This is a genomic window from Corynebacterium sp. KPL1814 (genome assembly GCF_000478175.1).
Classification (GTDB): Bacteria; Actinomycetota; Actinomycetes; order Mycobacteriales; family Mycobacteriaceae; genus Corynebacterium.
The window spans coordinates 99279-122987 of record NZ_KI515775.1 but is presented as its reverse complement, the minus strand read 5'-3'; the positions used below and the strand labels follow the sequence as shown (position 1 = coordinate 122987).

21 protein-coding genes are annotated in these 23709 nt (G+C 59.8%); 10 read left to right on the top strand and 11 right to left on the bottom strand.

Annotation, left to right across the window (positions count from 1 at the left end):
* Nucleotides 1–36 precede the first annotated feature (36 nt).
* Nucleotides 37–906: a patatin family protein gene (locus HMPREF1257_RS04490; protein WP_034659381.1), complete on the bottom strand. Its 870-nt coding sequence runs from the start codon at nucleotides 904–906 to the stop codon at nucleotides 37–39.
* Between the two features lie 75 nt (nucleotides 907–981).
* Between HMPREF1257_RS04490 and HMPREF1257_RS04485 the strand changes: the two genes are divergently transcribed.
* Nucleotides 982–1386: a hypothetical protein gene (locus tag HMPREF1257_RS04485; protein ID WP_023026048.1), complete on the top strand. Its 405-nt coding sequence runs from the start codon at nucleotides 982–984 to the stop codon at nucleotides 1384–1386.
* On the top strand, nucleotides 1386–1925 hold the full coding sequence (locus HMPREF1257_RS04480) for a gamma carbonic anhydrase family protein (RefSeq protein WP_023026045.1): 540 nt from the start codon (nucleotides 1386–1388) through the stop codon (nucleotides 1923–1925). The genes HMPREF1257_RS04485 and HMPREF1257_RS04480 overlap by 1 nt, the downstream gene beginning before the upstream one ends.
* A 7-nt stretch (nucleotides 1926–1932) precedes the next feature.
* Here HMPREF1257_RS04480 and HMPREF1257_RS04475 read toward each other — a convergent pair whose 3' ends face one another.
* Nucleotides 1933–2586 (bottom strand): hypothetical protein, encoded by a 654-nt coding sequence (locus HMPREF1257_RS04475; protein ID WP_023026043.1) that lies wholly within the window; start codon nucleotides 2584–2586, stop codon nucleotides 1933–1935.
* 184 nt (nucleotides 2587–2770) lie between these two features.
* On the opposite strand from HMPREF1257_RS04475, the gene HMPREF1257_RS04470 reads away from it, so the two are divergent.
* Genes HMPREF1257_RS04470 through HMPREF1257_RS04460 form a run of 3 tightly spaced genes read left to right on the top strand, consistent with a single transcriptional unit; the run spans nucleotide 2771 to nucleotide 6948 of the window.
* Nucleotides 2771–5149 (top strand): MMPL family transporter, encoded by a 2379-nt coding sequence (locus HMPREF1257_RS04470; protein WP_023026041.1) that lies wholly within the window; start codon nucleotides 2771–2773, stop codon nucleotides 5147–5149.
* Nucleotides 5142–5741, top strand: a complete 600-nt coding sequence (locus HMPREF1257_RS04465) for a TetR/AcrR family transcriptional regulator (protein WP_023026039.1) — start codon at nucleotides 5142–5144, stop codon at nucleotides 5739–5741. The genes HMPREF1257_RS04470 and HMPREF1257_RS04465 overlap by 8 nt, the downstream gene beginning before the upstream one ends.
* Nucleotides 5742–5766: 25 nt before the next feature.
* Nucleotides 5767–6948, top strand: a complete 1182-nt coding sequence (locus HMPREF1257_RS04460) for a DUF6882 domain-containing protein (RefSeq protein ID WP_023026037.1) — start codon at nucleotides 5767–5769, stop codon at nucleotides 6946–6948.
* Here HMPREF1257_RS04460 and HMPREF1257_RS04455 read toward each other — a convergent pair.
* Nucleotides 6938–7972, bottom strand: a complete 1035-nt coding sequence (locus tag HMPREF1257_RS04455; RefSeq protein WP_023026035.1) for a 3-hydroxyisobutyryl-CoA hydrolase — start codon at nucleotides 7970–7972, stop codon at nucleotides 6938–6940. The genes HMPREF1257_RS04460 and HMPREF1257_RS04455 overlap by 11 nt on opposite strands.
* Before the next feature lie 68 nt (nucleotides 7973–8040).
* Here HMPREF1257_RS04455 and HMPREF1257_RS04450 point away from each other — a divergent pair, with 68 nt between their 5' ends.
* The gene (locus HMPREF1257_RS04450; RefSeq protein WP_023026033.1) at nucleotides 8041–8838 is read left to right on the top strand and encodes an HAD family hydrolase; all 798 of its coding nucleotides are present in this window, start codon (nucleotides 8041–8043) and stop codon (nucleotides 8836–8838) included.
* Nucleotides 8839–8976: 138 nt separating this feature from the next.
* Nucleotides 8977–12051, top strand: a complete 3075-nt coding sequence (locus HMPREF1257_RS04445) for an acyltransferase family protein (protein WP_023026031.1) — start codon at nucleotides 8977–8979, stop codon at nucleotides 12049–12051.
* A 236-nt stretch (nucleotides 12052–12287) separates the two neighbouring features.
* On the opposite strand, the gene HMPREF1257_RS04435 is transcribed toward HMPREF1257_RS04445, so the two are convergent.
* From HMPREF1257_RS04435 to HMPREF1257_RS04420, 4 genes are all read right to left on the bottom strand, one after another.
* Nucleotides 12288–12611: a putative quinol monooxygenase gene (locus HMPREF1257_RS04435; RefSeq protein WP_005279956.1), complete on the bottom strand. Its 324-nt coding sequence runs from the start codon at nucleotides 12609–12611 to the stop codon at nucleotides 12288–12290.
* Nucleotides 12612–12709: 98 nt separating this feature from the next.
* Complete coding sequence (locus HMPREF1257_RS04430) at nucleotides 12710–13288, bottom strand: hypothetical protein (RefSeq protein ID WP_023026027.1); 579 nt, start codon at nucleotides 13286–13288, stop codon at nucleotides 12710–12712.
* Between the two features lie 136 nt (nucleotides 13289–13424).
* Nucleotides 13425–15158 (bottom strand): alpha/beta-hydrolase family protein, encoded by a 1734-nt coding sequence (locus HMPREF1257_RS04425; protein WP_023026024.1) that lies wholly within the window; start codon nucleotides 15156–15158, stop codon nucleotides 13425–13427.
* Nucleotides 15125–16933, bottom strand: coding sequence for an ABC-F family ATP-binding cassette domain-containing protein (locus HMPREF1257_RS04420; protein ID WP_023026022.1), 1809 nt, complete (start codon nucleotides 16931–16933; stop codon nucleotides 15125–15127). Before HMPREF1257_RS04420 ends, HMPREF1257_RS04425 begins: the two co-directional genes overlap by 34 nt.
* 91 nt (nucleotides 16934–17024) lie before the next feature.
* Between HMPREF1257_RS04420 and HMPREF1257_RS04415 the strand changes: the two genes are divergently transcribed.
* The gene (locus tag HMPREF1257_RS04415) at nucleotides 17025–18350 is read left to right on the top strand and encodes a hypothetical protein (RefSeq protein ID WP_023026020.1); all 1326 of its coding nucleotides are present in this window, start codon (nucleotides 17025–17027) and stop codon (nucleotides 18348–18350) included.
* Between the two features lie 51 nt (nucleotides 18351–18401).
* Here HMPREF1257_RS04415 and HMPREF1257_RS04410 read toward each other — a convergent pair whose 3' ends face one another.
* From HMPREF1257_RS04410 to HMPREF1257_RS04395, 4 genes are all read right to left on the bottom strand, one after another.
* Nucleotides 18402–19382 (bottom strand): 4-(cytidine 5'-diphospho)-2-C-methyl-D-erythritol kinase, encoded by a 981-nt coding sequence (locus HMPREF1257_RS04410; RefSeq protein WP_023026018.1) that lies wholly within the window; start codon nucleotides 19380–19382, stop codon nucleotides 18402–18404.
* Nucleotides 19379–20242 (bottom strand): 16S rRNA (adenine(1518)-N(6)/adenine(1519)-N(6))-dimethyltransferase RsmA, encoded by an 864-nt coding sequence (rsmA, locus tag HMPREF1257_RS04405; RefSeq protein ID WP_023026016.1) that lies wholly within the window; start codon nucleotides 20240–20242, stop codon nucleotides 19379–19381. Before rsmA ends, HMPREF1257_RS04410 begins: the two co-directional genes overlap by 4 nt.
* 100 nt (nucleotides 20243–20342) lie before the next feature.
* Nucleotides 20343–21518: a resuscitation-promoting factor gene (locus tag HMPREF1257_RS04400; RefSeq protein ID WP_023026014.1), complete on the bottom strand. Its 1176-nt coding sequence runs from the start codon at nucleotides 21516–21518 to the stop codon at nucleotides 20343–20345.
* A gap of 271 nt (nucleotides 21519–21789) precedes the next feature.
* A complete protein-coding gene (locus HMPREF1257_RS04395; RefSeq protein ID WP_023026011.1) occupies nucleotides 21790–22629 on the bottom strand; it encodes a TatD family hydrolase in 840 nt (279 codons plus the stop codon).
* A gap of 25 nt (nucleotides 22630–22654) precedes the next feature.
* On the opposite strand from HMPREF1257_RS04395, the gene HMPREF1257_RS04390 reads away from it, so the two are divergent.
* Nucleotides 22655–23149 (top strand): GNAT family N-acetyltransferase, encoded by a 495-nt coding sequence (locus HMPREF1257_RS04390; protein ID WP_023026009.1) that lies wholly within the window; start codon nucleotides 22655–22657, stop codon nucleotides 23147–23149.
* Nucleotides 23150–23159: 10 nt separating this feature from the next.
* Entirely contained in the window at nucleotides 23160–23660 is a 501-nt protein-coding gene (locus HMPREF1257_RS04385; RefSeq protein ID WP_023026007.1) for a GNAT family N-acetyltransferase, read from the top strand.
* The last annotated feature ends 49 nt before the right edge of the window (nucleotides 23661–23709 follow it).

The following is a 23709-nucleotide window of genomic DNA, read 5'->3' as shown; positions in this document are numbered from 1 at the left end:
CAGGAGGGCGATCTCACACCACGGCCCAGAGGTGAGCTAATCCAGCAGGAATTCTTTCCACTTTGGCCACTCGGCATGGGTTTGCGCCTTGCCGGCTTGGTAATTCGCGCGCAGCTTATCCACGTTGCGCTCGGTAGAGGCCACCTGCATATCTTCCGGGAAAAACAGCTGCGCCTTGCCCTGGCGCTCTAGCTCGAGGAGCCGGTCCTTGGCCGCGTTATAGATGGGCGGGCGGCCAATGAGGGCATCGGCAATAGCGGGGTACTTGCGGAAGATGCGGCGGGTAATCGCCGGGCGCGCTACCTCAGGGCGGACATACCCGCGCGGCTTGGAGCCGATGAAAAGGAATTTTTCGTAGCCAGCCTCTTCCGCCTGCTCGATGGTAATGCCGCCGGACGAGCCCAAGGCGCCGTCCACATAGGGCGAGCCATCGATGATGCGAATGGGCATAAGCAGCGGCAGCGTAGAGGAGGCGCGCACCCGCACATACAGATCTTCTGGTTCCTTCACATCATCGCGGGTCCAATACACGGATTCGCCGGTATCGGCCCGCGCGGCGGCGAGTACCATATCCGCTGGATGCTTGCGGTACGCTTCCCAGTCAAAAGGCATATCCTTATCCGCGGAACGCTCATAAATATATTCCGCATTGAAATAGCCATTGCCGCGCACCAGCGAGCCCACGCCACCGAAGCTGGGGTTATTGACAAAATCCGTGAAGGATTCCTCCGCGCGCTTGGCATCGTGCGAGAGGTAATTGACTGTGTGGGAGGCGCCGGCAGATACCCCGCCTACCCATCCAAAGGTGACGTTTTCTTGGATGAGTTTGACTATGCAGGCGGCGGTATAGGAATTGCGCATTCCGCCGCCTTCGATAACAAGGGCGGTATTGCTGGCATCAATCATGGTCTCCCATAATACGCGCGGCGATGTTACGGCGGTCAACCCCGCTTCCTAGCTACGCGGCTAAACTAAAGGGTTATGGGACTATTGGACGCTCTTGCCAAGCTCACCGGGAATGGGGCGCCGCACTTGGCGCGGCCCGATTCCGCGGCGACGACCATGCAGGTGGACCGGTTGGATATTAGGACCGCCGACCAGCTGATCATCATTATCACCGGTCAGCAGGGCGCGCGGGCCCTTGCCGAACTCGCCGGCTCGCGCGAGTCCGCAACCCTTATCTCCCCCACCACCACGGCGCATTTTCCCGCCTTAACGAAGGATGCGCTGCCGGTCAAAGACCCCAAACACGGCTGGATCATCCCCATCACGCCGTCGCTGGCGAGCGCGCTTTCTCAGGCAGAGATTGCAGGTGCTCCGCTTGCCGATGCCCCCATCTCCGGCGAGTACGAGCTTTCCCCCAGCCTCGCGGTGGTGGTGGAATAATGCCTATCTATCCCTTCCAGGGTAAGCGCCCGCGCATCCACCGCAGCGCTTGGATCGCGCCGAATGCCACCATCATTGGTGATGTGGAAATCGGCCCGGATTCTTCCGTCTTTTATGGCTGCGTGCTGCGCGGCGATGTCGGCCCCATCCGCATTGGCAGCCGGTGCAATGTTCAGGACAATAGCGTTATCCACGTGGAGCGGGAGGCGCCGTGCATCCTTGAAGACGATGTCACGGTAGGCCACATGGCCATGCTCCACGGCACCCATGTGGGCGCTGGCAGCCTAGTGGGCATGTCCGCTACCCTGCTATCTCGCTCCACCATCGGGCCCGGTTCGCTCATCGCAGCCGGCGCACTGGTGCGCGAGGGTGCGGATATCCCGGCGCGTTCCTTGGCCGCCGGCGTCCCGGCCACCGTGCGCCGCGCGCTTTCCGCCGAGCAATCCGCGGCGTTTATCCCGCACGCCGCGCGCTACGTGGACCTTGCACAGCAGCAGTCTGGCTCTGAGCTCGCGCTTGATGATGTCTACTTTGACTAGCGCATCCCTATAGATTCACGACACCCATAATGATGAGGAAGGCGGCAACGACATAGCCGCTGATGAGCGCAACCCGCGTGCTGTTTTCGCGCGCCGCAGCAAAGACTCGGCCCGCAGCGGAGTCTGGGTGGGCGCGCACCACGGCGATGAAGAGGCCGCACACCACCGGCAGGGAAAGCGCGAGGGTGGCATACCACAAGAGGCCGCCGTATTGGCCGGCGAGCGACAAATCCTCGGTGGCCAAGAACATGAGGCCGAAATAAAACGGCACGGAGGTCAGCGATTGGACTACGCCCATCACAAACCCGATAAGCACGGTGGTGATGGAAGGCCTGCGCAGTGGTTGCAGCATGCGCCCGATTAAGGCATTGGGTTTTCCCTGGGAATGCCAGGCGGCGAAGGCCAGGGCGATACCGACGATGATGAGGATGCCGCCGGCGATCGGTGACTCCAAGATGGCCGCTATCTGTTCGCGCACGCCCAAAAGCACGAACATGACCACGGCCGCGGCGGTAAGCACGCCTAACCAATCTCCCAGGATGACTAGGCCGGAAATCCAACGGTACTTCCCGCGCGGGAGCATGATGCCGATGGCCACGAGGATGCCAATGAGCAAGGCATTGACCGAATCCAAGAGGGCGAAACTTACCGCGTGAATCATGCGCGATAGTCTACCTATCCTTCGCGCCACCCTGTGCGCTCTGGGCAGGCCTGGGTTATAGGTCACATTATTACGACACTATGCCCACCTGCACCTTACTTTGCACCATTTCCGCAAGATTGCATAGACTATGCACGAATTTAGAAGCAGCGCCCACTCTCTCACTCATTAAGGAGCTCACCCCATGTCCAGATTCCTCTACCGGCTGGGAAGCTGGTCCTACCGCACGGTATGGCCCTTCCTCGCCTTCTGGCTCATCGTCTTGGTGGCGATGGTCGGCCTCACCGCCGGCTTTGCCAAAACCCCGAACCCCAACTTCGCCATGCCGGAGATGGACTCCACCGCCACTCAAGAAGAGATGATGGAGCACTTCGAGCAAGATACCGATGCCATGAGCGCCCCAGAAGGCACCGTGGTCATCCAGGCCCCTGCGGGCAAGGAGCTAAGCGATGATGCCGTTGCAGGGGACATCGATAAGCTGCTCCAGGACCTCAAGGACACCGGTGCGCTGAAGAACCAAGAAGAGCTGGTCAGCCCAGTCCTCGCCGCCGCTGGCATGGAAAAGCAGATGGGCGAGCAGATGCGGGCCCAGGGCATGCCCGAAGAGCAGGTTGCGAAGAACCTGCAGCAGCTTTCCCCGCTGAGCGAAGATAAGACCACCGGCACCGTCACCATCGCCTTCGATGCCGCGGATGTCATGGACATCAACGATGACGAAATGGCTGCGGTAACGGATGTCCTGCACGAGCATGACGGCGACGGCCTCTCCGTTAAGTACCAGGGCAATGCCTTTTCAATGGCCGAGGCCGGCATGAACGGCAGTGCCGAGCTCATCGGCATGGTCGTTGCCGCCCTCGTATTGCTGGTGACCTTCGGCTCCTTCGTAGCTGCTGGCATGCCGCTGATTTCCGCCGTCATCGGCGTGGGCATCGGCATCCTCGGCGTGCAGCTGGCCACCATTTTTACCGATACCGTCTCCGATATGACCCCGACGCTGGCCTCCATGATCGGCCTCGCCGTGGGCATCGACTACGCCCTGTTCATTGTCAACCGCTTCCGCAATGAGCTCATCACCTCCTCGGGCCTGAATAACCTGACGCCAAAGGAACTGGCCAAGGAGCTGAAGAAGATGGATAAAGGCACCCGCGCTCACGCCATGGGCATGGCGCTGGGCACCGCCGGCGGCTCCGTCGTCTTCGCCGGTACCACGGTGGTCATCGCCCTGGCGGCCCTGACCATTATCGGCATCCCATTCCTGTCCACCATGGCTATCGCCGCTGCGGGCACCGTGGTCATCGCCGTGCTAGTGGCCAATACCTTTATCCCCGCCGTGCTGGGCCTGCTGGGCACCAAGATCTTCGCCGGACGCGTGCCCGGCCCAAAGGTTCCAGACCCCGAGGACGAGAAACCAACCATGGGCCTGCGCTGGGTCCGCCGTGTGCGCGCCCACCCGTGGCTACACCTAGGCGTAGGCGTCATCGTGCTTGCCATCCTGGCCATCCCATTTGCAAGTATGCGCCTGGCCATGCCTACCGATGGCTCCGCTAAACCCGGCACCCCACAGCGTGAGGCCTACGAAATGTCCGAGGAGGCCTTTGGCCCAGGCCGCAATGCCCCGATGATCGCCTTTGTCAATGTGGAAGACGTCTCCGAACAAGACCGCATGCCGGCCTTCCAGGATCTCCTCCACAAGTTCAACGACACCGAGGGTGTAGAAAACGCCCAAATCATCCAGACCACGGACAATGGCGATGCCGCCCAGATCATGATCACGCCGACCACCGGCGCAACCGATGAGAAAACCACCGAGACCTTGGAGCGCCTGCGCGAGTATCAGGGCGAATTTTCTAAGGACGGCGGTTCCTACGGCATTACCGGCATCACCCCGATTTTCGACGATATTTCTGAGCGCCTGAGTAGCGTGCTCGTACCGTACGTGGCCATCGTCTTGGGCCTTGCCTTCATCGTCTTAATGCTGGTCTTCCGCTCCATTTGGGTTCCACTCATTGCCGCCGCAGGCTACGGGCTTTCCGTGGCCGCCACCTTCGGCATTACCGTTGGCATCTGGCAAGAGGGCATGTTCGGCCTCGTCAACGACCCGCAGCCGCTGCTATCCTTCCTGCCCATCATGCTCATTGGCCTGACCTTTGGCCTGGCCATGGACTACCAGGTCTTCTTGGTCACCCGCATGCGCGAGGGCTACGTCAGCGGCAAGACCGCCGCCAACGCGACCTCGAATGGCTTTAAGCACGGCGCACGCGTGGTCACGGCCGCAGCACTGATCATGATTTCGGTATTCGCGGCGTTTATCCTGATGGACGAGCCATTCATTAAGACCATGGGCTTTGCCCTGGCAATGGGCGTGCTTATCGATGCCTTCGTTATCCGCATGATGGTCATCCCCGCCACCATGTTCCTCTTGGGAGACAAGGCGTGGTGGTTCCCTAAGTGGTTGAATAAGATCGTGCCTAATATGGATATCGAGGGCGAAGCCCTGCACAAGGAGCGCGAGGCACTCATGCGCTTTCAGCACGACAAGGTAGGAAAGGTTCATCGTGACTAGTTTGCGCGAATCCAAGAAGCGAGCAACGCGCCAGGCCATGTCTGATGCCGCGGCCCGCCTCGCCTTGGACGGCGGCGCTGAGGCAGTCACGGTCTCCAATATCACCAGCGCCGTCGGGGTGTCCCCGCGCACGTTCCATAATTATTTTTCTTCCGTGGCCGATTCCCTCTTGCACTACACCGCGGATGTCCTCGAGGCATTCGCAGAGGATATTCCCACCGCATTTCCCGGCGAGCCCATCTCTTCGGTCTTGGAGTTAACGCTCATTGATGCTCTAGACAATGAAGACATGGAGCTGCGCTCGCTGCACAGCCTGTTCAAGATCGGCGAGGCGATGGAAAACCTCAGTCACACCGCCGAGGAAAAGAAGAAATTCGATAGCGTCACGCACCGTGTCATCGTCGCCTTTCAAGAGCGCTACCCCGAATATTCGGCCTTCGAGCTCACCATCATTTTGAACGCGTGTGGCAGCACCGGCAATGCCTGCCAGCAAGAGCTGAAAAGACGCTGCGAAATGGGCAGGACCCCCAGCAAACGGGAACGCGATGAGCTGGTTCACCACGCCTTTGCCACCCTGCGCGGCCTCGTATGAGGTTTCAGTATCCTCGTAGGTAATTATGGATACTTCGAATTCGCTTGCCCAGGCCACCCGCGATGCCTGCTTCATTCAGGCAGGCCTTGATGCCGCCTTCCGGGCCCACCTGGGTGATACCACCGACGTGGAATTTAATTTCCTTACCCCCTCAACGGATGCCGAGGGGCGCCTTAGCCACAATCAGCCCGTGGAGATCCGCTGTAGCTCGTCCTCCGGTGTCACAGACTTCCGGGGCACGCGCATCGCCGTTATTGATCGCGCCGGCTCGCCCGCCTGGCGGTGGGCATTGCAGGCGGAAGCTGACCTGCCGCAGGGCGGGGATGATCCGGCGAAGTTTATCCCCCTCGCTCGCCTCTTGGCCGGCAATGCCCCGGTACTGCGGGCACAACAAGGAGATCATGAGGCGATTATTGCTGTGGATTTTCACCCTCGCCTCGATTTTCCCACCAGCGTTGTTGCAGGCATTCGCCGCAGCGCGCCAGACATTGATGAGCAGCGGGCTGTGCACGAACTCGCCCACCACTTAGGCATTACGGTCGCAGAGACTGACGCGGACTATGCTGCGGAGTCCGCCGAGCATTTTTCCGATGGAACGACGCTGTATTTTTCTAGCGCAGAGGGCGCGCCGCAGATCACCGCCATCGAGCCAGGCATGAAGGATACCCGCATCATCGAGGATGCCTTTTATTACGGCATGGAGCACCAGATGTACTTCCAGGGCAATTTCCCCGAGGCCACGGTGCACCTCAATGCGGACGAGGCCACTGCGGGGATCCGCTACTCCGGCGGGAAGGCCGAAGCCACGGCGGTACTCATCGCCACCATTTCGGAGAAACGATTCCTATGGGCGTGGGCCGATCCCGCCGTCAAGGACACCGCAGCCGCGCAGGCCGCCGCGAACCTGTACCGCTTCGGCATCGATCACCAGGTGCCGGCGCTAATTCGGCCCGCGCTACCCTTGGACTATGCGCGCGCCCGGCAGGTACCCCAGCTGGCCCTGCCTATCTTGGGCATGTGGACGCTGGTGGGCACCACGCTTGCCGATGGCCGCGTCGGCCTCGTCCTCCTCGATTCCGAAGCGCTGCATTTGCCGCAGCCCACATCCGCGGCCACGGAGGCAACGCTGGCGGCTACCCCACCCCCAGAGATCAATGAGGCGCAGGCCCGAGCGGCCTATGCCTCCTTCCGCGGGATTAACCTTTAGCTAATACGTCACGAATGGCGTCTGCATCCACCTCCGCGACGCTTGCCGGATTGAATGCCGCATCATTGGATTTATCCACCAATACCGCGCGCACGCCATCGGAAAAGTCATCGCGGCGATACATATAAGCACCCAACTTCTTTTCCAGCTCAAGGGCATCGCGAATGCTCGAGCACTTCGCCTCTGCCCGGTAGAGCTCCAGAGCGGCCACGATGGAAGTCGGGCAAGCCTGCGCGGTGAGCTTCTCCACCAGCTCCTTCAGTTCTGGGTACTCCTCTGCAGCCGCGGTGATGTCCTGCCAGGAATCGTGGCGGAAGCTGGCTTCGATCCCCTCGATGAGCTTTGCAAGCGGGGCCTCATCTTCCGGCTGCATGGAGTGCTTGTCCAGCGCAGCGTCAATGCCCAAGTCAATGACGTCGCTGGCAAAGGCATCGCCGTCTTTTACGTAGTCAGTAGCCAGCCCGCTCCACACGAGGTCAGCCGCGTACATGCGGTAGCCGGTAATGCCCCAGAATTTCGCGAGCTCTGGCGAGGCCTTACCGCGCGTACCCACCGCGTTTTGGGAGGCATACGCCATGCCCACATCCGTAACGTAGCCAATATTCATCTCCGGCATGGACGCAAAGGTCTTATCCGTGACCACGCAATGAGAGCCATGCGCGGACACGCCAAGCCCGCCGCCCATAGCGATGCCATCCACCAGCGCGATGACCGGCTTGGGGTATTCCGCGATATCCCCGTTGAGGGTGTATTCCGAGGCAAAGAAGTCATCCACCTCGTCGTAGTTGCCGTCGACGATGCCATCGCGAGCCAAGCGGACATCGCCGCCCGCGCAATAAGCCTTGGGGTTAGTAGAAGTCAGAAGAACCTGCTCCACCTCGTCATCACCCCGCCACTTCTCCAAAGCGGCGGCGATGAGATCGATCATCTCTGGGCTCAGCGAGTTGAGAGCCTTTGGGCGGTTGAGCTCAATGACTCCGGTATGGTTGCGGATTGAGGACACGATAGGTGCATCATTAGTCATATCCTCTATTGTGACACACAACTCATGTACCTAGCTACCGTTTGCGACTTCACAGATAGGTCTTAATCTTGTTTCCACAGCTTATCGCCCTAGACATGGACGGCACCCTACTCGATGGAAACGGCGACTTGCCGCCAGGATTCGCGGCGACCAGCGAGCGTGCAACCGAGCTTGACGTCACCCTCGTTCCGGCATCGGGGCGCCAGCTCGCCACCCTGCAAGAGATGTTTCCTCATGGGGAGACCTTTATTGCGGAAAATGGCTCCGTGGTTGTGCACAATGACGAGCTGCTGAGCACCACTCCCCTCCCATCACCGGCCGTCCACGCCGCGGTAACTGCGCTCGACGCGGTCGCTCAACCGCACACCGTGGTGCTGTGCACACCGGCTACGGCGTTTGTGGAAAGGGGCATCGACAAGCAAGCTTCCGCCGAGATCTCCAAGTACTATAAATCCATCAGCTGGGTAGATGACTTACACGATCTGCTCGATGAGGAAATTATCAAAATCGCGGCCTTCTGCGCCGACGGCAGCGAAAAACACCTTCACGATCCGCTGCGCGAGGCCGTGCCCGAACACAATATTGCGGTATCTGGGGCAGTGTGGCTCGATGTGATGGCGGCCGGGGTCAATAAGGGGGTGGCGCTAGAAACGATGGCGTCCTTGCTCGAGATCCCCCAGTCCCGCACCGCGGCGTTTGGGGACTTCCTCAACGATTTCGAACTCCTCCAAGCCGCTGGAACCGCCATTGCCATGGACAATGCGCACCCTAAGCTCAAGGCCATTGCAGATACAATCGCCCCACCCAATACCGAGTATGGGGTGCTGACAGTGCTGAATCAGCTTTTTGCCAGCCAACAGGATTAGACTTTCTTCTTTCACCATTTATCCGTAAAACATTGCCAATTTCCCGCGCCACGCCGTGCTCTCTACTTAGGGTAATGGCGCTGCTCGCGGTCTAAAATTGGCCGATTAGTACATTTTCGTAGTGCAATGGGAGTTCATGTGAATCGTTTTCTGCGCTCGCTGCTGGGGAAGAAAGATTCCGAGCGTAATGAGGCCACGCCGCCTTCGACGCGGCAAACAGGTGGGCCTACAGGTGATTCCTCCACTAGGGCTTCCACGCCTAATTCCACCGCATCCGCCGAACCGAATGCGGAGAGCCACACTGAAAAGGGCGCGCGGAAGCAACAACAAGCTCCCCGCTCGAGTGGGCAAAACAGCAAGTCAACACCACAGTCCAAAGACAAGCAGGACAGTAATAAAGCTGCACAAACAAAGCCTACGGACATCAACCGTGGTCTCGCGCGCCAGTCGCGCCAGATAGGTACGCCCACGCCGCAACAAAAGCAGGCAACTCGCGCCCAAAATGCGAAGGCCTCCAAAGCCTCTACGCCTAAAGGGACTGCCCAAAACAAGCAGAACGGTTCCCCGCAGAAAAAGGACGAGGCGAAAAAGCGCCAACCGATAAAGCCAGCCACGGCCAAAGGTTCTAAGAAGCCACAGCAACCGGCGGCCGAGACGAAGGAATTCCCTGCGAGCCCCGCCGGTACGTCCGGCAGTCCTAGTAGTTCCCGTTCCTCCAACTCATCTGGTTCCTCGAGTTCTTCTCACCCTAAAAACTCGGCTAGCCCGTCCCAGTCATCCGGCACTACTCAGCCCTTCGACTCCGCTCGTCCTTCAGGCACGGCTAAGCCTTCTGGCCCTGCTAAGCCCGCCGATGATTCGGCAAACGGCGTGCAAGGAACCCCTGAATTTCCCACCCAGCAGTCTTGGCCCGCCCAAAAGCCCAAGCAACACAAGCCTGAACAGCGCGCATCTAGTCGCAAGCGACCAGAACAGCGCCAAACCGCACAAGAATCCGCCGCGGCACAGGGCCCCGCCTCCGTCCAGGAGCCTGCCTCTATCCAGGGGTCCGCCTCTGCGCAAGAACAAAATCCTGGGAACCCAAGCGGAGAGAAGACCGCGCCCACGAAGGCCTTTCAGGCTAAGCGCCCTGCCGAAGAGAACGCGCGGGAACAACAACCTGCAGCCAATCACTCTGCGGAGCAGTCGTCTGCGCAAGGCAAGCAGGGCGCCAATGAATCGAAATACCCCTTGCAGAATCAACAAAACGACTCTGAAGTACTTGCAATACCGCCAGAGGATAAAAGCGTGCGCAAGAAGCGCCACGCGCGGCTACGCCAAGTCAAGGGCCTTGACGGCCTGCGCGGCCTAGCCGTTATCGCCGTTGTCTTGTACCACTTTTTCGGCGACGCCCTACCCGGCGGTTATTTGGGCGTGGACATGTTCTTCGTCCTCTCCGGCTTCCTTATTACCTCGCTCCTCGTGCGCGAATACCGCTCGTCTGGGACGATTAGCCTGAAAGACTTTTGGGTCCGGCGCTTTAGGCGCATCCTGCCGGCCGCCGTCGCCGTGCTCGTTTTCTGTACGGCAATCGTTGCGTGGGTTGGCGGCGATTTGGCCGTCGGCCTGCGTCAGCAATTCTTCGGCACCCTGTTCTTTGTCAATAACTGGACACAGATTACGACCTCGCAATCCTATTTCGCCGATAACGAGATCCAGGTATTCGCCCACTACTGGTCACTCGCCGTAGAAGAGCAATTCTACCTCATCTGGCCACTGCTCATGCTGGGTATTTTCCGCATCTCGTCACGCCAGCCGCGCCGCCTTCCGGTCGTCGTCGCCAGCGTGCTGGGGCTTGCCTCCTTCGCGGCCATGTGGTTTATCTTCACCCCAGGCGAAGATCCCACCCGCGTGTACTACGGCACGGATACCCACGCTTTCGGCCTGTTGACCGGTGCAGTCCTCTCCTTGTTGATGACCTCTACGAAGTCCGATCCCAACGCGGATTCCTGGGCCACCACCGGCAAGGTAGAAACCCGCGCCGCCGGCATCATTGGCTTCTTGGCGCTTATCGGCTACGTTGCGCAGCTATTCCTCATGCCTGACGATGCCGAATTTACCTACCGCGGCGGCCTCTTCCTCACCAGCATCCTTGGTGCCCTCATGGTGTGGGGCGTCATTCACGAATATGGCCCGATGACGCCGCTATTTAGGACGAAGGTCATGCGGTGGTTCGGTCAGCGTTCCTTCTCGCTGTACCTCTGGCACTGGCCGGTCATCATGATTTTGCAGGCACTATTCCACGGCAATCAGAATGCTGAAGATTCCTGGATTCTAGGCTTGATCGCCATCCCCATCTCCCTGATCCTCTCGGAGATCTCCTATCAGTTCATCGAGAACCCCTTCCGCCGCGGAGGCTACAAGAAGACGTGGAAGAACTACTGGGCATCGCGCCCGAGCTTCAGCGAAATCAAGGATGGCTTTGGCAAGGCCATGTGGCCAGTGGTCCCGCTCTTGGTTGTCGCTTCTCTGGTTGGTGTTGTCTACGGCGTGGTCAATTCCAGCGACAAGACCGAGTTGGAGCAGCAGCTCGACCAGCTCCAGCAGCAAAACGAAAGCAATAACCCACCTCCACCGGAGGCATCCGCGCCGTCGACAGCATCGACTGAAGACGATAAAGACGGGGCGAAGGAAAAGGACGACGCCAAGACCCGCCCCATCCCGAAGGGAACGGACATTACCGCGATCGGTGATTCGGTGATGCTGGCGGCTAGTGATGCCCTCAGCCAACGATTCCCTGGCATTTATATCGATGCCCAGGAATCCCGCCACTACACGGTGGGTATCCAAATCCTTCAGCAAATGAAGGATGCCGGTACATTGCGCGATACCGTATTTTTGGGCTTCGGTACCAACGGCGCCGCCCAGCCAAATCAAATCAGCCAGGCCATGGACATCATCGGCAAGGACCATACCGTGGTAATGGTTGTTCCCTACGGTGACCGCGAGTGGATGGCGCAGTCCCAGCAGGACGTCATCGACGCTGCTAAGGAATACGACAACGCCTATATCGCCGACTGGTGTGGTTACGCCGAGAATAATCCGGACATGCTCTACTCCGATGGCGTGCACCCGCTTCCCGAAGGCGCCAGCGGCTATTCCGACGCCTTCTATGACGCTCTGAAGCAATATTCCAAATACGACAAGAGCGTGTCCTCACAATGCCAGGCTTAACGGAGAGCGCGGCGGTAGGTAGCTAACCCAACCTGGCCGGCCTCCTGCCCCGCGCCAGACCCGGCCTCAGTTGCAGCCCGCCCTTCGCGCTCACGGGGCGGTCCGATCTCACTGGCGGGGTCCCCGCCAGTGAGCGCGAAGGGCGGGGTTATACGTTCTGAGTCGTAGGTGAAGGCATAAATGAAGCCCGCACTCATGATTCACCTGAGTGCGGGCTTTAGTACTAGGCAGCGAGATTAATCGACGGCGAACTCGCCCATCTTGTCCCAACCGGTGCGGCCATCGATGTGGACATTGATGATGTCAGGGGTTTCTACGAGGTACTTGGGGAATTCGTCGCAGGCGCGCTTGAAGTGCTCGCCCTGAACGTGCTCTACGTCCTTGCCATCTGCGTAGGATTCGAGCAGCAGGAAGCGCTGAGAATCTTCCGGATCGCGGTACCACTTGAAGTCGATGCAACCCGGCTCGGCGTTGCAAGCCTCGGTGTACCAGTTGATCTCGTCAAGGAAAGTATCGGCGTACTCAGGCTTTACGTGGAACTGTACGTTAATCAAAATCATGCCCCCGATTCTACCAATGTTGTTCCCACTGCGTCATGACTGCTCTGCCATGCGCACGGACATCAGGAGAATCGGGGGCAGATTTCGTGGGAAAAGAACTAGTTGAGGAAGTATTCCGCGATATAGATGAACTCGCCGTCAAAGGCTGTAGCGACGCCATAACCGTACTCGGGTCCAGGCGTTACCTCGAGGCCCCGGTTGAACCAGTTGAGGCGCTCCTGGGCTTGTTCTTCAGACAGACGGTAGACGTTGCCTTGCCCCTCATCGATGTGGGTCACGCCGCTTGCCACGTCGCCGTAGTACGTAAGCTCACCGCCTGCACCCTGGTTTGCCCATTCCTGTGCGATAGCGGTTGCGGTCTCATCTGGGTGGTGACCAGCCTGGGCTAGGTGATCGGCGGTGGCTACCTGCAAGTCAGCGGCAACCTGCGGGGCCTCGAAGGCCTGTGGCTCCGGAGCGGCTTCAGCCGTAGGCGCTTCTTCCGCTGCTACTTCCGATTCAGCTTCAGGTGCGGCCTTTAGAAAGCTGGGCAAAGTAACGTTGTACTTTTCAGCAAGGGTGGAAACCTGCTGAACCTGCGGGGCCGCGGTAAGCTCCGCAGAAGCCACTGCCGTGGTACCAGACAGGGCGAGTACGGTGGTCAGGACTGCTGCGGTGGCGCTTCGAATCGGCTTCATGATTTTCAGCTTGTCATAACTTTTCAGAGGGCGAAAGCATATCGCCGGTTCCGCCCCACTTCGATATGGCTTTGTTATACAAACGGCGCTCTGTGTGCTCTAGGTTACCTCGCGGAGTTAAGAAGTCCCAAGAAGACTAATAAATACCTACATCGAGTTCATCGAATTGCCGCTGCAGCTCTTCCGAATCAATGGACCGGGCAACGTCGGGCCCGGCGATGGCCGCGAAGCCATCGAGGACAGAGTTTCCGTAATTATGGCCCACACCATCGGGAACATCCTTGGCTCCGGGTAGATCCGCGGCAACTTGCAGGTAGGTAATAATGGGCATCCACTGCATCACTCGTTCACGGGAATAGGGGGTATCTTCTTTCATCCAATCCGGCTCTTTGAAGGCCAATTCGGGCGACCACCAGCTCACAGGATCGGAAGGATGCTGAATATACAGCATGCGGGTCCTACCCCACTCCTCTTCCGGAACGCGTCCCCAGCGGCGGACTTGGTCCACCTCGTTGGCAAAGCGGACCACGAGCCCGCCAGCGTAGACCGGCGAGATTTCCGTGGACCCGGGATCGCGGCGCTCCACAAACTGCGAGCGCAACCGGTTAAAGTGCGGCGGGCCTGTTAATAAGATGCCATCGACGGAATTGGCGATATCGCGCACGCCAGAAAAGGCGGCCTCGATGCCGGTTGTACCTAAAGACTCGCCGTAGAGGTAGAGCTTGGGCCGATCATCTTCTGGCAGCGAATTCCACCAGTCCACGATGGGGTTGATGAACTCTTCCCCGGCGCGCTCTACTTGGCCGCCTCCGCCAAGGAAGTGGAAAACGGACGGCATGGCGGAATACTGCGCCGCGGCAATGGCGGTATCCCCGCCATAGAGCAACTCAAAAGCTTGCGCGGAATAGGACGATACCCAGCCGGTGCCGGTGGTCATGGTCAACAAGAGGGCCTTGCGGTCTTGGGCGTGGGTGCGCTCGAGTTCATCGATAAGCAACTGCGCCCGCCCTTCATTGGAGTCGCGGTTGCCCAAGCCGGCGTAGGCGCGGATGGGTTCTTTGGCGGGTTTTCCTGTCACCTGCTCTAGCTCGGCCTTATGCGCGCCGGAGCTAAGGAACCGGGAGCCTTGCAGGCCCACGCCGTTCCAGTCGACATCGGAAGTAGGCGATCCGGAGCGCTCGCTGAGCGTGGGGCGCTGAGCGTCCGGATCGGGGTCTGCGTTCTGGGCGGTAAATACCCTATCGCCCAAGCCCACGATGGCGCCGGGAATGATGTTTTCAACGGTGTAGATAACAATGACCGCAACGATGAGCACTGCCCCAAGGCGGCGGTATGTGGAGCGGAATCGCTGCGGGAAGCGGCGCGCTAACCAGCGCACCAGAAAGATAATGGAGCGCAGAATGAGCAGAAAGGCGGTAAATACCGCCAAGGCCAAAGGCACCACCAGCAGGTAGCTCGACATGGACGGCGCGGGTGCGGAATATACGCGTGCGAGCTGGTGCTGCCACCGGACGGCGATAATGACGAAACCGACCATCCACGCGATGAACGCGCCTGTGGCGATGCGCGCGAGTAGCCGGTAGCGCTTTGGTTCCCATGCGGAGGCAGCAAGCCAGGGATACTTATCCTCCCATTTGCTGACCACGAAGCGGTACCACACCAGCTTCACGCCGATGCCCACCACGTAGCCAAGCCCGGCGGCAAGGCCTGAGACCAGGCCTTGATAGGGCCAATCGCGCGGCAAAATGGAAGGAGTAAGGCCCAAGGTAGACAGAACGGCGGCGCCGATAATGCCCCACGGATCGAGGTGGCGGACAATATCGGCGATGCGCGCTTCTACTGCTCGAGCTTCTCCCCTAACTCCAGCCATTCCATCTCCAAATCCTCATAGGCGCTGCGGTTGTCCTTTAATTCCGTATCGAGGCGAGTCATCGCTTCGGTATCAACTTCTTCTGCCGCCGCAGCCAATTTCTCATTGATCTGCGTAGCAGTTTTTTCCAGCTTCTGCATCTTCCGCTCGAGGGCATTCATCTTCTTGGTGATTTCGCGCTCTTGCTGGGAAGAAAGCTTTTTCTCCGGCTTCGATGCCGGCGCCTCCGACTTCTTTTCTCCCAGGTTTATAACCCCAGTGTTCTTGCCAGCCTCGATTTCTTCGCGTTTGCGCAGATACTCGTCGATGCCGCCGGGAAGGTTCGTCAGGTTGCCATCGCCAAAGAGCGCGTACGTATTATCCGCAATCCGCTCGATGAGGTAGCGATCGTGCGAAATGACCACCAGGGTACCCGGCCAAGAATCGAGTAGAGATTCCAATTCCTGGAGCGTATCGATGTCCAGGTCGTTGGTGGGCTCGTCTAGCAGCAAAACATTGGGTTCTGCCATGAGCACGCGGGTGAGCTGGAGGCGGCGGCGCTCGCCACCGGAGAGGTCACCGACCGGGGTGCGCTGGCGCTTGGCTGAAAAGCCAAGGCGCTCGGCCAGCTGGGAGGCGCTGAGTTCCTTCTTGCCTAGCTGCACGTAGGTGGCAACGTCCTCGACGGCATCGAGAAGCCGGCGTTGCGGATCCAAGTCATCGAGTTCCTGGCGCAGCCAACCCAAGCGCACAGTTTGGCCCTCGATGCGCTTTCCGGCTGCGAGCTCGTATTCGCCGGCGAGCGTTCGCAGCAGCGTGGTCTTTCCAGACCCATTCACACCGACGAGACCGATGCGCTCGCCCGGAGCCAGGCGCCAGGTGAGGTGATCGACCAAGGTGCGGCCATCCGGGGACTTAATCGTGGCATCTTCTAGCTCGATGACCACGCGGCCCTGGCGCTGCTTGGAAAAGGACATGAGCTCAACCTTGTTGCGCGGCTCGGGGACATTAGAAATAAGCGCTTCCGCGGCTTCAATCCGGTAGCGCGGTTTCGAGGTACGCGCCGGTGCCCCGCGGCGCAGCCACGCCAATTCCTTGCGGGCCAGGTTTTTGCGGCGCTGCTCCATCGCATCGGCCTGGCGGGCGCGCTCGGCGCGGGCGAAGGTCCAGTCGTTGTACCCGCCCTCGTACGCATCGACGGTGCCGTCGTGAACCTCCCACGTCCAAGTGGCGATGGTATCGAGGAACCAACGATCGTGGGTGACTACGATGACGGCGAGGTTGCGCTTGAGCAGGTGATCCGCCAGCCACTGCACGCCTTCCACGTCAAGGTGGTTCGTGGGCTCATCGAGCACCACGAGGTCTAAATCCTGCACCAGCGCGGCGGCAAGGTTGACGCGGCGGCGCTCGCCGCCGGACAGGGAGCCCACGGGAGTATCCAGCCCCAGGTCCACGATGCCAAGGCCGCCGAGCACGTCGCGCACCTTGGCATTGGAAGCCCATTCATAGGTCTCGAGCTCGAGGGGTTCAATGATCGCCTGAGCGATGGTGAGCTCTTCGGGCAGATCAAATCGCTGCGTCACCACAGCCATGCGCAGCTCCGAAGTGTGGGATACGCGGCCGGAATCCGGCGGCTCGATGCCGGTGAGCACTTCCAGCAGGGTGGTCTTGCCGCCGCCGTTAACGCCCACGATGCCGATGCGATCCCCGGTTTGTACGCCGAGGGATACCCCATCAAGGAGAGTTTTTAAGCCATAGGACTTGGTGACTTGCTCGAGGTTAATCAGGTTTGCCATAACAGGAACTCATCTTAATACCTCCCTACCGTCACCCCCGCATCCCCAAACATGTTGCTACCGAATTTCACTTGCAATACTCTGCGTGTGTATGAAGAAGCACACACTTACCCTCTGCACTATCCTCTCTGCCTCAGCTCTCACCATCGCTTCCTGCTCGGCGCCTGAAGAAGACACCGACGCCCAAAACACCAACGAAGCCACCACCGCGGAAAGCCACGAACACGAACACGAACATGACCACGATCATGATCACGAGGGCCACTCCCACGACGGCATGGAAGCCGAAGAAGGACAGACCGAGGTAGCCCAGCTTCCCACGCGCATCGTCTTCTCCCACGCCGATGGCCTGACCACCTACGATGCCAAATCCGGAGACGTCCTCGATAAAGAGGAGATGAATGCCTTCCTCCGCCTCAATGACGCCGGCGATGACCGCCACGTCATGGTGACCAAGGGCGATAACTTCCTCACCTACGACACCGGCCGCATCACCATGGCTCACGGCGACCACAATCACTACTACACCGCAGATCCAGAGCTAGGCGATGACAAGATTAAGGCGCCCCACGCTGGCCACGTGGTCCACCACGATGGTTTTACCGCCCTATTTTCTGATGGGGATGGCGTAGCCAAGATTTATAAGACCGAGGACATCGGATCCAAGGACGCCAAGCCCGTTAACACCGTCAAGACGGGCAAGGGGCACCACGGCGTGGCCGTCCCGCTTGAGGATGGCTCCGTGGTCATCACCAAGGGCACCGAGGACGAGCGCCACACCATCCAGCACCTGGACAAGGACGGCAAGGTCTTGGATGAGACCACCAAGTGCCCCGGCGTCCGCGGCGAAGCAGCCGCTGGAAATGGAAAGCTCTTCTTTGGCTGCGAAGACGGCCCCGTAGTCTTTGACGGATCCAAGTTCCACAAGGTAGACGTCTCCGGCTATGCCGGTGCCGATGGCTACCAGCGCTCCGGAAACGCCGCGGGTTCTGAGGAATCGAACGTCATCCTGGCCGATAATAAGACCGACAAGGACGCCGAGTCCGAGCACCCCACCTCCGTGACGCTGATCAATACCGAGGACTACTCCGCCAAGAAGGTGGACTTGGACGGCTCCTACTGGTTCCGCTCCCTGGCACGCGGCCCGATGGGCGAGGCCCTAGTGCTCACCACCGATGGCAAGCTCAATGTCATCGACCCAGACTCCGGCGAAATCACCAAGCAGATCGACGCGATTTCCAAGTGGAAGGAAAACGAGGAGTGGCAGCAGCCGGGCCCAATCCTGAAGGCCGCCAATGGCTATGCCTACATCACGGACGCGCAGAAGAAGGAGCTCGTCGTCATCGACCTCTTGCGCGGTAAGGAAACCGACCGCTACGAGCTGGACTTTGAGCCCACCGAAATGGCCGTGCTCTAAATATCCAGCGCTCTAGTGCTCGTGCTTGGCGATGCCCCCACTCGCCCCAAGCTAGAGCACTTCTGCACCCGCAGCCGGGCCCTGGGCAACAACGCCCTTGGTGCCCGGTATTTCTATGCTTACCTGTGCTGCAACTTCCTCCGCGTCTTTGCGGGTAGCGCATAAGAACGCGCAGGTGGGACCGCTGCCGGAGACGATGCCGTTGAGCGCGCCCGCGTCCATGCCCGCCTCCAAGGTCTTACGGAGATCTGGGCGCAGGGATAGCGCGGCGGGTTGCAGATCATTGTGCAGGTGCGCCGCCACGCGCTGGGCATCGCCGGAAATTAGCGCTTGGGAAATCTCCGTCGTATCAAGCGCTGGCGCGGTGACCCGCCCCGCATCGCGCAATTCATCGAGCTTGCGGAACACGCTTGGCGTCGACAGCCCACGGTCAGAAGCGATCAGCGCCCAGTGATAGGTGCCCCTGGTCATCATGGAGGTCAGCTGCTCCCCGCGCCCGGTACCAAGCGCCGTGCCGCCCAGCAGGGTAAACGGTACGTCGGAGCCAAGGGCGGCGCCCAAGGCATCCAGAATGTGATCTCCTACCGAATCAATCCCGTAATAACGGCCGTAGCAGCGCTCGGCAAGCCGCAGCGCCGCCGCGGCATCCGCAGAGCCACCCGCCATGCCGCCGGCGGTGGGAATGGCCTTGTGAATCTCAAGGCCCACCTCCGGAATCTTGATGCCACCGCGGGTGACATACAGATGCTGCATGATGCGGTCCACCGAGGTCCAAGCCAGGTTCGTGTCATCCTCGGGCACGCCCGCCGCGTGCGGACCGGATACCTTGAGGTACTGCACGCGGGGCTTATCCACTTCGGCGTTGCCTAAGTCAGTCAGCGTTACCGTATCGTGCAGGCTCAGGGACTGAAAGACCGTGACCAGCTCGTGAAAGCCATCCTCCCGCGGCTCCGCCACGCCAAGGTGCACGTTGACCTTGGCATGCGCATGCGCGGTATAGGTTATCGGCTCGCTTCCGTGTGGTGCGCTCACTGTAGTCCCGCCAATCGTACAAAGTCTGCAACAGCGAGCTTCTCCCCGCGCTGCTTCGGGTCGATTCCGGCCGCGCGCAGTGCCTCTTCGGCGGCCGCGCCGGAACCATAGTGGCCCGATAGTGCGGCGCGGAGGGTCTTGCGGCGTTGGGCAAAGGCGGCATCGACAAGCGGCCATACCGCAGCGCGCGCGGCATCGTCGACCGGCCAAGGCGGGGTATCGAAGACATCGATGCGCACCAAGCCGGAGGCAATATTGGGCGCGGGCCAAAAGACATTCTTGCCGATGGTCCCAGCTTGGCTCACCGTGCCATAAAATCCGGCCTTCACGGAAGGCACGCCGTAGATCTTGCTGCCGGGCTCCGCGGCGAGGCGCTGCGCCACCTCCAGCTGCACCATGACGAGCACGCGGCGGATGGAAGGAAACGTCTCCAAAAAGTGCAAGAGCACTGGCACCGCCACGTTATAGGGCAGGTTGGCCACCAGCGCCGTAGGAGCCGCTACATCCTCGCTGGTCACGCGCAGCGCGTCCTTTTCCACCACACGCAGGCGCTCGGCGTAGTCCGCGGCGCGCTCGCCCACCGTTACCGGCAGCTGCGCAGCCAAGCGCGGATCGATCTCCACCGCGGTGAGATCTTCAACGATCTCCACCAGCCCTAGGGTCAGCGACCCCAATCCGGGGCCGACCTCCACGACGCGGTCTGCGGGATCCAGATCCGCGGCCGCGATGATGCGGCGAATGGTATTGGGATCATGGAGGAAATTCTGCCCCAATTTCTTGGTGGGCGTGATATCCAGTTTCTCCGCTAAAGCTCGGATTTCTACTGGGCCTAAAAGCGCGGCGCCCGGGGAATCAGTCATGCTCTCTAACCTAGTTGAAGAATGCAGAAAGTCGCACCCCGCGCCGTGGTGACGCGGGGTGCGGTGCAGAATGCGCGGTGCTGCGGGTGCTTTATGCTTTTTAACGCAGGCCCAACTTAGAGGTACATGCCGGCCATGCGCCCCAGCCCTGGGAGGCTTGTACCTTTTGTGCCACGGCGATTTGCTGCTCGCGGGTGGCCTGCCATGCCTCAGGCGCGTATTCGGTGCCGCCGAAGCCAGCCCAGGTGGACGGCGTGAATTGCAGGCCACCGGAGAAACCGTTGCCGGTATTGATGGACCAGTTACCGGTGGATTCGCACTGCGCGATGGAATCCCAGACGGAGCCATCGGCCACGGCGGGGGCAGCCGCGCCCGAGTTACCGCCTTGCGGCTCCGGCTCCGCCTGCTTGGTACCGCGGGCGATGGTCGCGGGCTTTGGCCCTACAACGACCTCATCCTTGATGACCTCTTCGGATTCCTTCTTGCCGTTCTTCATAACCACCTTGCGGGTGATTTCGCGCTTGCCCTTTTCGCCCTGCTCGCGCACCTCTTCGGCGCCGGCTTCCAGCTCAGGGTCATCCACGAAATGCGGCTCGGCGTCGAATTCCTCGGTGGCATTCTCGGTCTGAATGTCTATCCGCTCAACCTTGATAGACATGCCCTCGGTGACTTTTTCTTCCTTGGCTGGGAAGACGCGGTCATCCTCACCGAGCTTGATACCGCGCTCCTTGAGCACATCGCCCACGGTCTTGGCGGCAATCTTGGTGTAGGTATTCTTGCCGCCATCGTTAATCTTGATGATCTTGGGGGAAACGACCTCTAGATCCATGCCATCTTTTAGCTGAGTATCTTTGTCCACGTCATCCTCGCCAGACTTCACGGCAGCTCCCGGGTTTACGCCCTGCAGGTTATTGAGCAGATCAGAAACGGTGAGATCGGTAGTGGAAAGCTGCTGCTGTTCACCATCGATGGATACGGCGACTGGCTTGGCGGTGCGCACGGAGATCTCATCGCCATCGGTCACGGACTCAGATGGTGCGGGCGAGACGATGTCCTCTTCGCCCACCTGAACGCCGGCGGCCTGCAGGGCGCCGTCCACGTCCTTGGCAAAGGTAGCCAGCTCCACCTTGTCGCCGTTGACGTCTACGACCAGGTCTTTCTGCGCAGCAATCGCCACGACACCGCCTACAGCGAGGGTGCTCAATACGCCACCCGTTGCCAGGCGCAGCGGCAGGGAACGTGAATTATTAATGCGCTTAATGTGGTGAGGTGCCATGTGTAGTTAATCTCCGGTAGTGCTGTCTATCCAGTATCAGAATTGTTACCGCTGGCTAGGGAAACCAGCGGCGGTGCCCGCTACTGCCCCGACTGTGGAGCAGCGCGGTGGGAAGGTAGAGACATAAAGCCTCAACGAACAATCAATAACAATACGATAACGAGTAAGGAAAGTCGAGAAACGTTGCGCCACAGCTATAACTGGCGAAAACAGTTGTCACATCAAGCACCCATACCACCAGCGACCAGCGGGTTTAATTTTGTGACACTCCTCACTCATCTTCCGTGTTAATCCCATACACGCGATCAAAAGTCTCGTTGACCTCCGCCGCCAAAGCCTGAGTGGTCTGGTGGCGCGCCCGGGCAATGCAGTCATAGGTGTGTCCGATCAGGGAAGGCTCATTGCGCTGCCCGCGGAACGGCTCTGGGGTCATAAACGGCGCATCGGTTTCCACCAGCAATTGTCCCGCCGGGGCCAGCGCCGCCGCCTGGCGCAGTTCCGCATTGCGCTTGAAGGTGACATTGCCAGCAAAGGACAACACGTAGCCTCGCTCGAGTGCTTCTTCTGCTACCCGCAGCGGCGAGGAGAAGCAGTGGAGCATGACGGTGGCGGGCGCGGGGGCATCGGCAAGAATGCGCAGCAAATCCTCATCCGCCTCGCGGTTATGGATCATAAGCGTCTTGCCGGTGCGCACCGCCAGATCGATATGCCAGCGCAGGGATTCTTCTTGCTGGATCAAGCTCGCGGTGGTCTCCGGTTCGTGGTGAACCCAGTAGGCGTCCATGCCGGTCTCCCCCACCGCCACGCACTGCGGATCCGCCACCATGTCCTCCAAAGCGGCCTTGGTGGGTGTATCTAACTCATTTGCCCGCACTGGATGGATGGCGCAGGCAGCGTAGACATTGGGAAATGCGCGCGCGGTGGCAAGAGCCGCTTCGGATTCGCGGCGGTCATCGCCTACCGTTACCAGGCGGGATACCCCGGCTGCGCGGGCGCGATTGACCAGCACCGCATCGGTATCTTTATGCGAGAAAAGGTGGGTATGCGCATCACTGAGCCCGCTGAGCCCTGGGGCCGGAATGGGAGTAGGACGTGGCTTCTTTTTAGACATACCCGCAATTGTAATATTGGCAGCTATGTTGATCAGACCAGCGGACCTGAGCGATGTCCCCGCCATAACCGATACCCTCAACTGGGCCATCGAGCATACCGACGTCATCTTTAACTCCACCCCAGTCACCGTGGCTGAGCGCGAAGAACACCTGCGCCACATCCAGGACATGGACTGTCCCTTCCTCGTTGCCGAAACCGATGCTGGCGAATACTTGGGCTGGGCGCTCTACCACCCCTACCGCGATCCCCGTATCTGGCAGGGCTGCTATGAAACCACGATTTACCTTTCCCCCAATGCCCAGGGCCAAGGCGTGGGCACCGCCCTTATGGGTGAGCTGGTAGACCGCGCCCGGGCGGATGACAAGGTGCATTCGCTGCTCGCCTTGATCGTGTCTACTAATACGGCATCATTAAAGTTGCATGAAAAGTTCGGGTTTGAAAACGTGGGAACTCTCAAAGAGGTAACCTACAAATTCGATCACTGGCTTAGCCTCACCCACTTAGAACTTCTGGTGTAAAGGACTTTTGATGCATATTCGCCCCGCCGAGCTTGCCGATGCCCCCTCCATTTCCGCCATCTACAATGCTGCCTCCGCCGCTAAACCGGCGAATAACCTCATTACCTGGCAAGAAGAGGTCTCTGACCGCGAAGATTGGCTGAAGGACATGTCCAAGGCGGGCTCGCCCGTGCTCGTTGCCGTAGACGATGATGAAATCATCGGCTGGGCCGCCTACTTTCAATTCGTCACGCCCGCCATCTATTACGGCACCGTCGAAGATTCCGTATACATCTCCCCCGTCGCCCAGGGCAAGGGCGTAGGCTCTGAGCTTCTCGATGCCCTCATGGACATTGCCGCCGACGATCCCTATATCGAAACCATGATTACCTACATCGTGGATACCAATGCCGGTTCCATTGCGCTGCACAAGAAATTTGGGTTCACAGAAACTGGCCGCATGCCCAATATCCACACCAAGGACGGCGTGCGCCTAGGCCTGGTTCACCTGCAGCGCGATTTCCAGCACTAGGCAGAACCTTTAAGGCATAGCAAAAGCGCGGTGGCCTTCCCTTTTCATT

Bases quoted from the DNA above. Each gene is read 5' to 3' on its own strand.
- HMPREF1257_RS04395 (WP_023026011.1), bottom strand. From the start codon at position 22,629: ATGTCTAAAAAGAAGCCACGTCCTACTCCCATTCCGGCCCCAGGGCTC.
- HMPREF1257_RS04470 (WP_023026041.1), top strand. From the start codon at position 2,771: ATGTCCAGATTCCTCTACCGGCTGGGAAGCTGGTCCTACCGCACGGTA.
- HMPREF1257_RS04490 (WP_034659381.1), bottom strand. From the start codon at position 906: ATGATTGATGCCAGCAATACCGCCCTTGTTATCGAAGGCGGCGGAATG.
- HMPREF1257_RS04390 (WP_023026009.1), top strand. From the start codon at position 22,655: ATGTTGATCAGACCAGCGGACCTGAGCGATGTCCCCGCCATAACCGAT.
- rsmA (WP_023026016.1), bottom strand. From the start codon at position 20,242: ATGACTGATTCCCCGGGCGCCGCGCTTTTAGGCCCAGTAGAAATCCGA.
- HMPREF1257_RS04480 (WP_023026045.1), top strand. From the start codon at position 1,386: ATGCCTATCTATCCCTTCCAGGGTAAGCGCCCGCGCATCCACCGCAGC.
- HMPREF1257_RS04400 (WP_023026014.1), bottom strand. From the start codon at position 21,518: ATGGCACCTCACCACATTAAGCGCATTAATAATTCACGTTCCCTGCCG.
- HMPREF1257_RS04455 (WP_023026035.1), bottom strand. From the start codon at position 7,972: ATGACTAATGATGCACCTATCGTGTCCTCAATCCGCAACCATACCGGA.
- HMPREF1257_RS04460 (WP_023026037.1), top strand. From the start codon at position 5,767: ATGGATACTTCGAATTCGCTTGCCCAGGCCACCCGCGATGCCTGCTTC.
- HMPREF1257_RS04425 (WP_023026024.1), bottom strand. From the start codon at position 15,158: ATGGCTGGAGTTAGGGGAGAAGCTCGAGCAGTAGAAGCGCGCATCGCC.
- HMPREF1257_RS04385 (WP_023026007.1), top strand. From the start codon at position 23,160: ATGCATATTCGCCCCGCCGAGCTTGCCGATGCCCCCTCCATTTCCGCC.
- HMPREF1257_RS04415 (WP_023026020.1), top strand. From the start codon at position 17,025: ATGAAGAAGCACACACTTACCCTCTGCACTATCCTCTCTGCCTCAGCT.
- HMPREF1257_RS04430 (WP_023026027.1), bottom strand. From the start codon at position 13,288: ATGAAGCCGATTCGAAGCGCCACCGCAGCAGTCCTGACCACCGTACTC.
- HMPREF1257_RS04485 (WP_023026048.1), top strand. From the start codon at position 982: ATGGGACTATTGGACGCTCTTGCCAAGCTCACCGGGAATGGGGCGCCG.
- HMPREF1257_RS04475 (WP_023026043.1), bottom strand. From the start codon at position 2,586: ATGATTCACGCGGTAAGTTTCGCCCTCTTGGATTCGGTCAATGCCTTG.
- HMPREF1257_RS04420 (WP_023026022.1), bottom strand. From the start codon at position 16,933: ATGGCAAACCTGATTAACCTCGAGCAAGTCACCAAGTCCTATGGCTTA.
- HMPREF1257_RS04435 (WP_005279956.1), bottom strand. From the start codon at position 12,611: ATGATTTTGATTAACGTACAGTTCCACGTAAAGCCTGAGTACGCCGAT.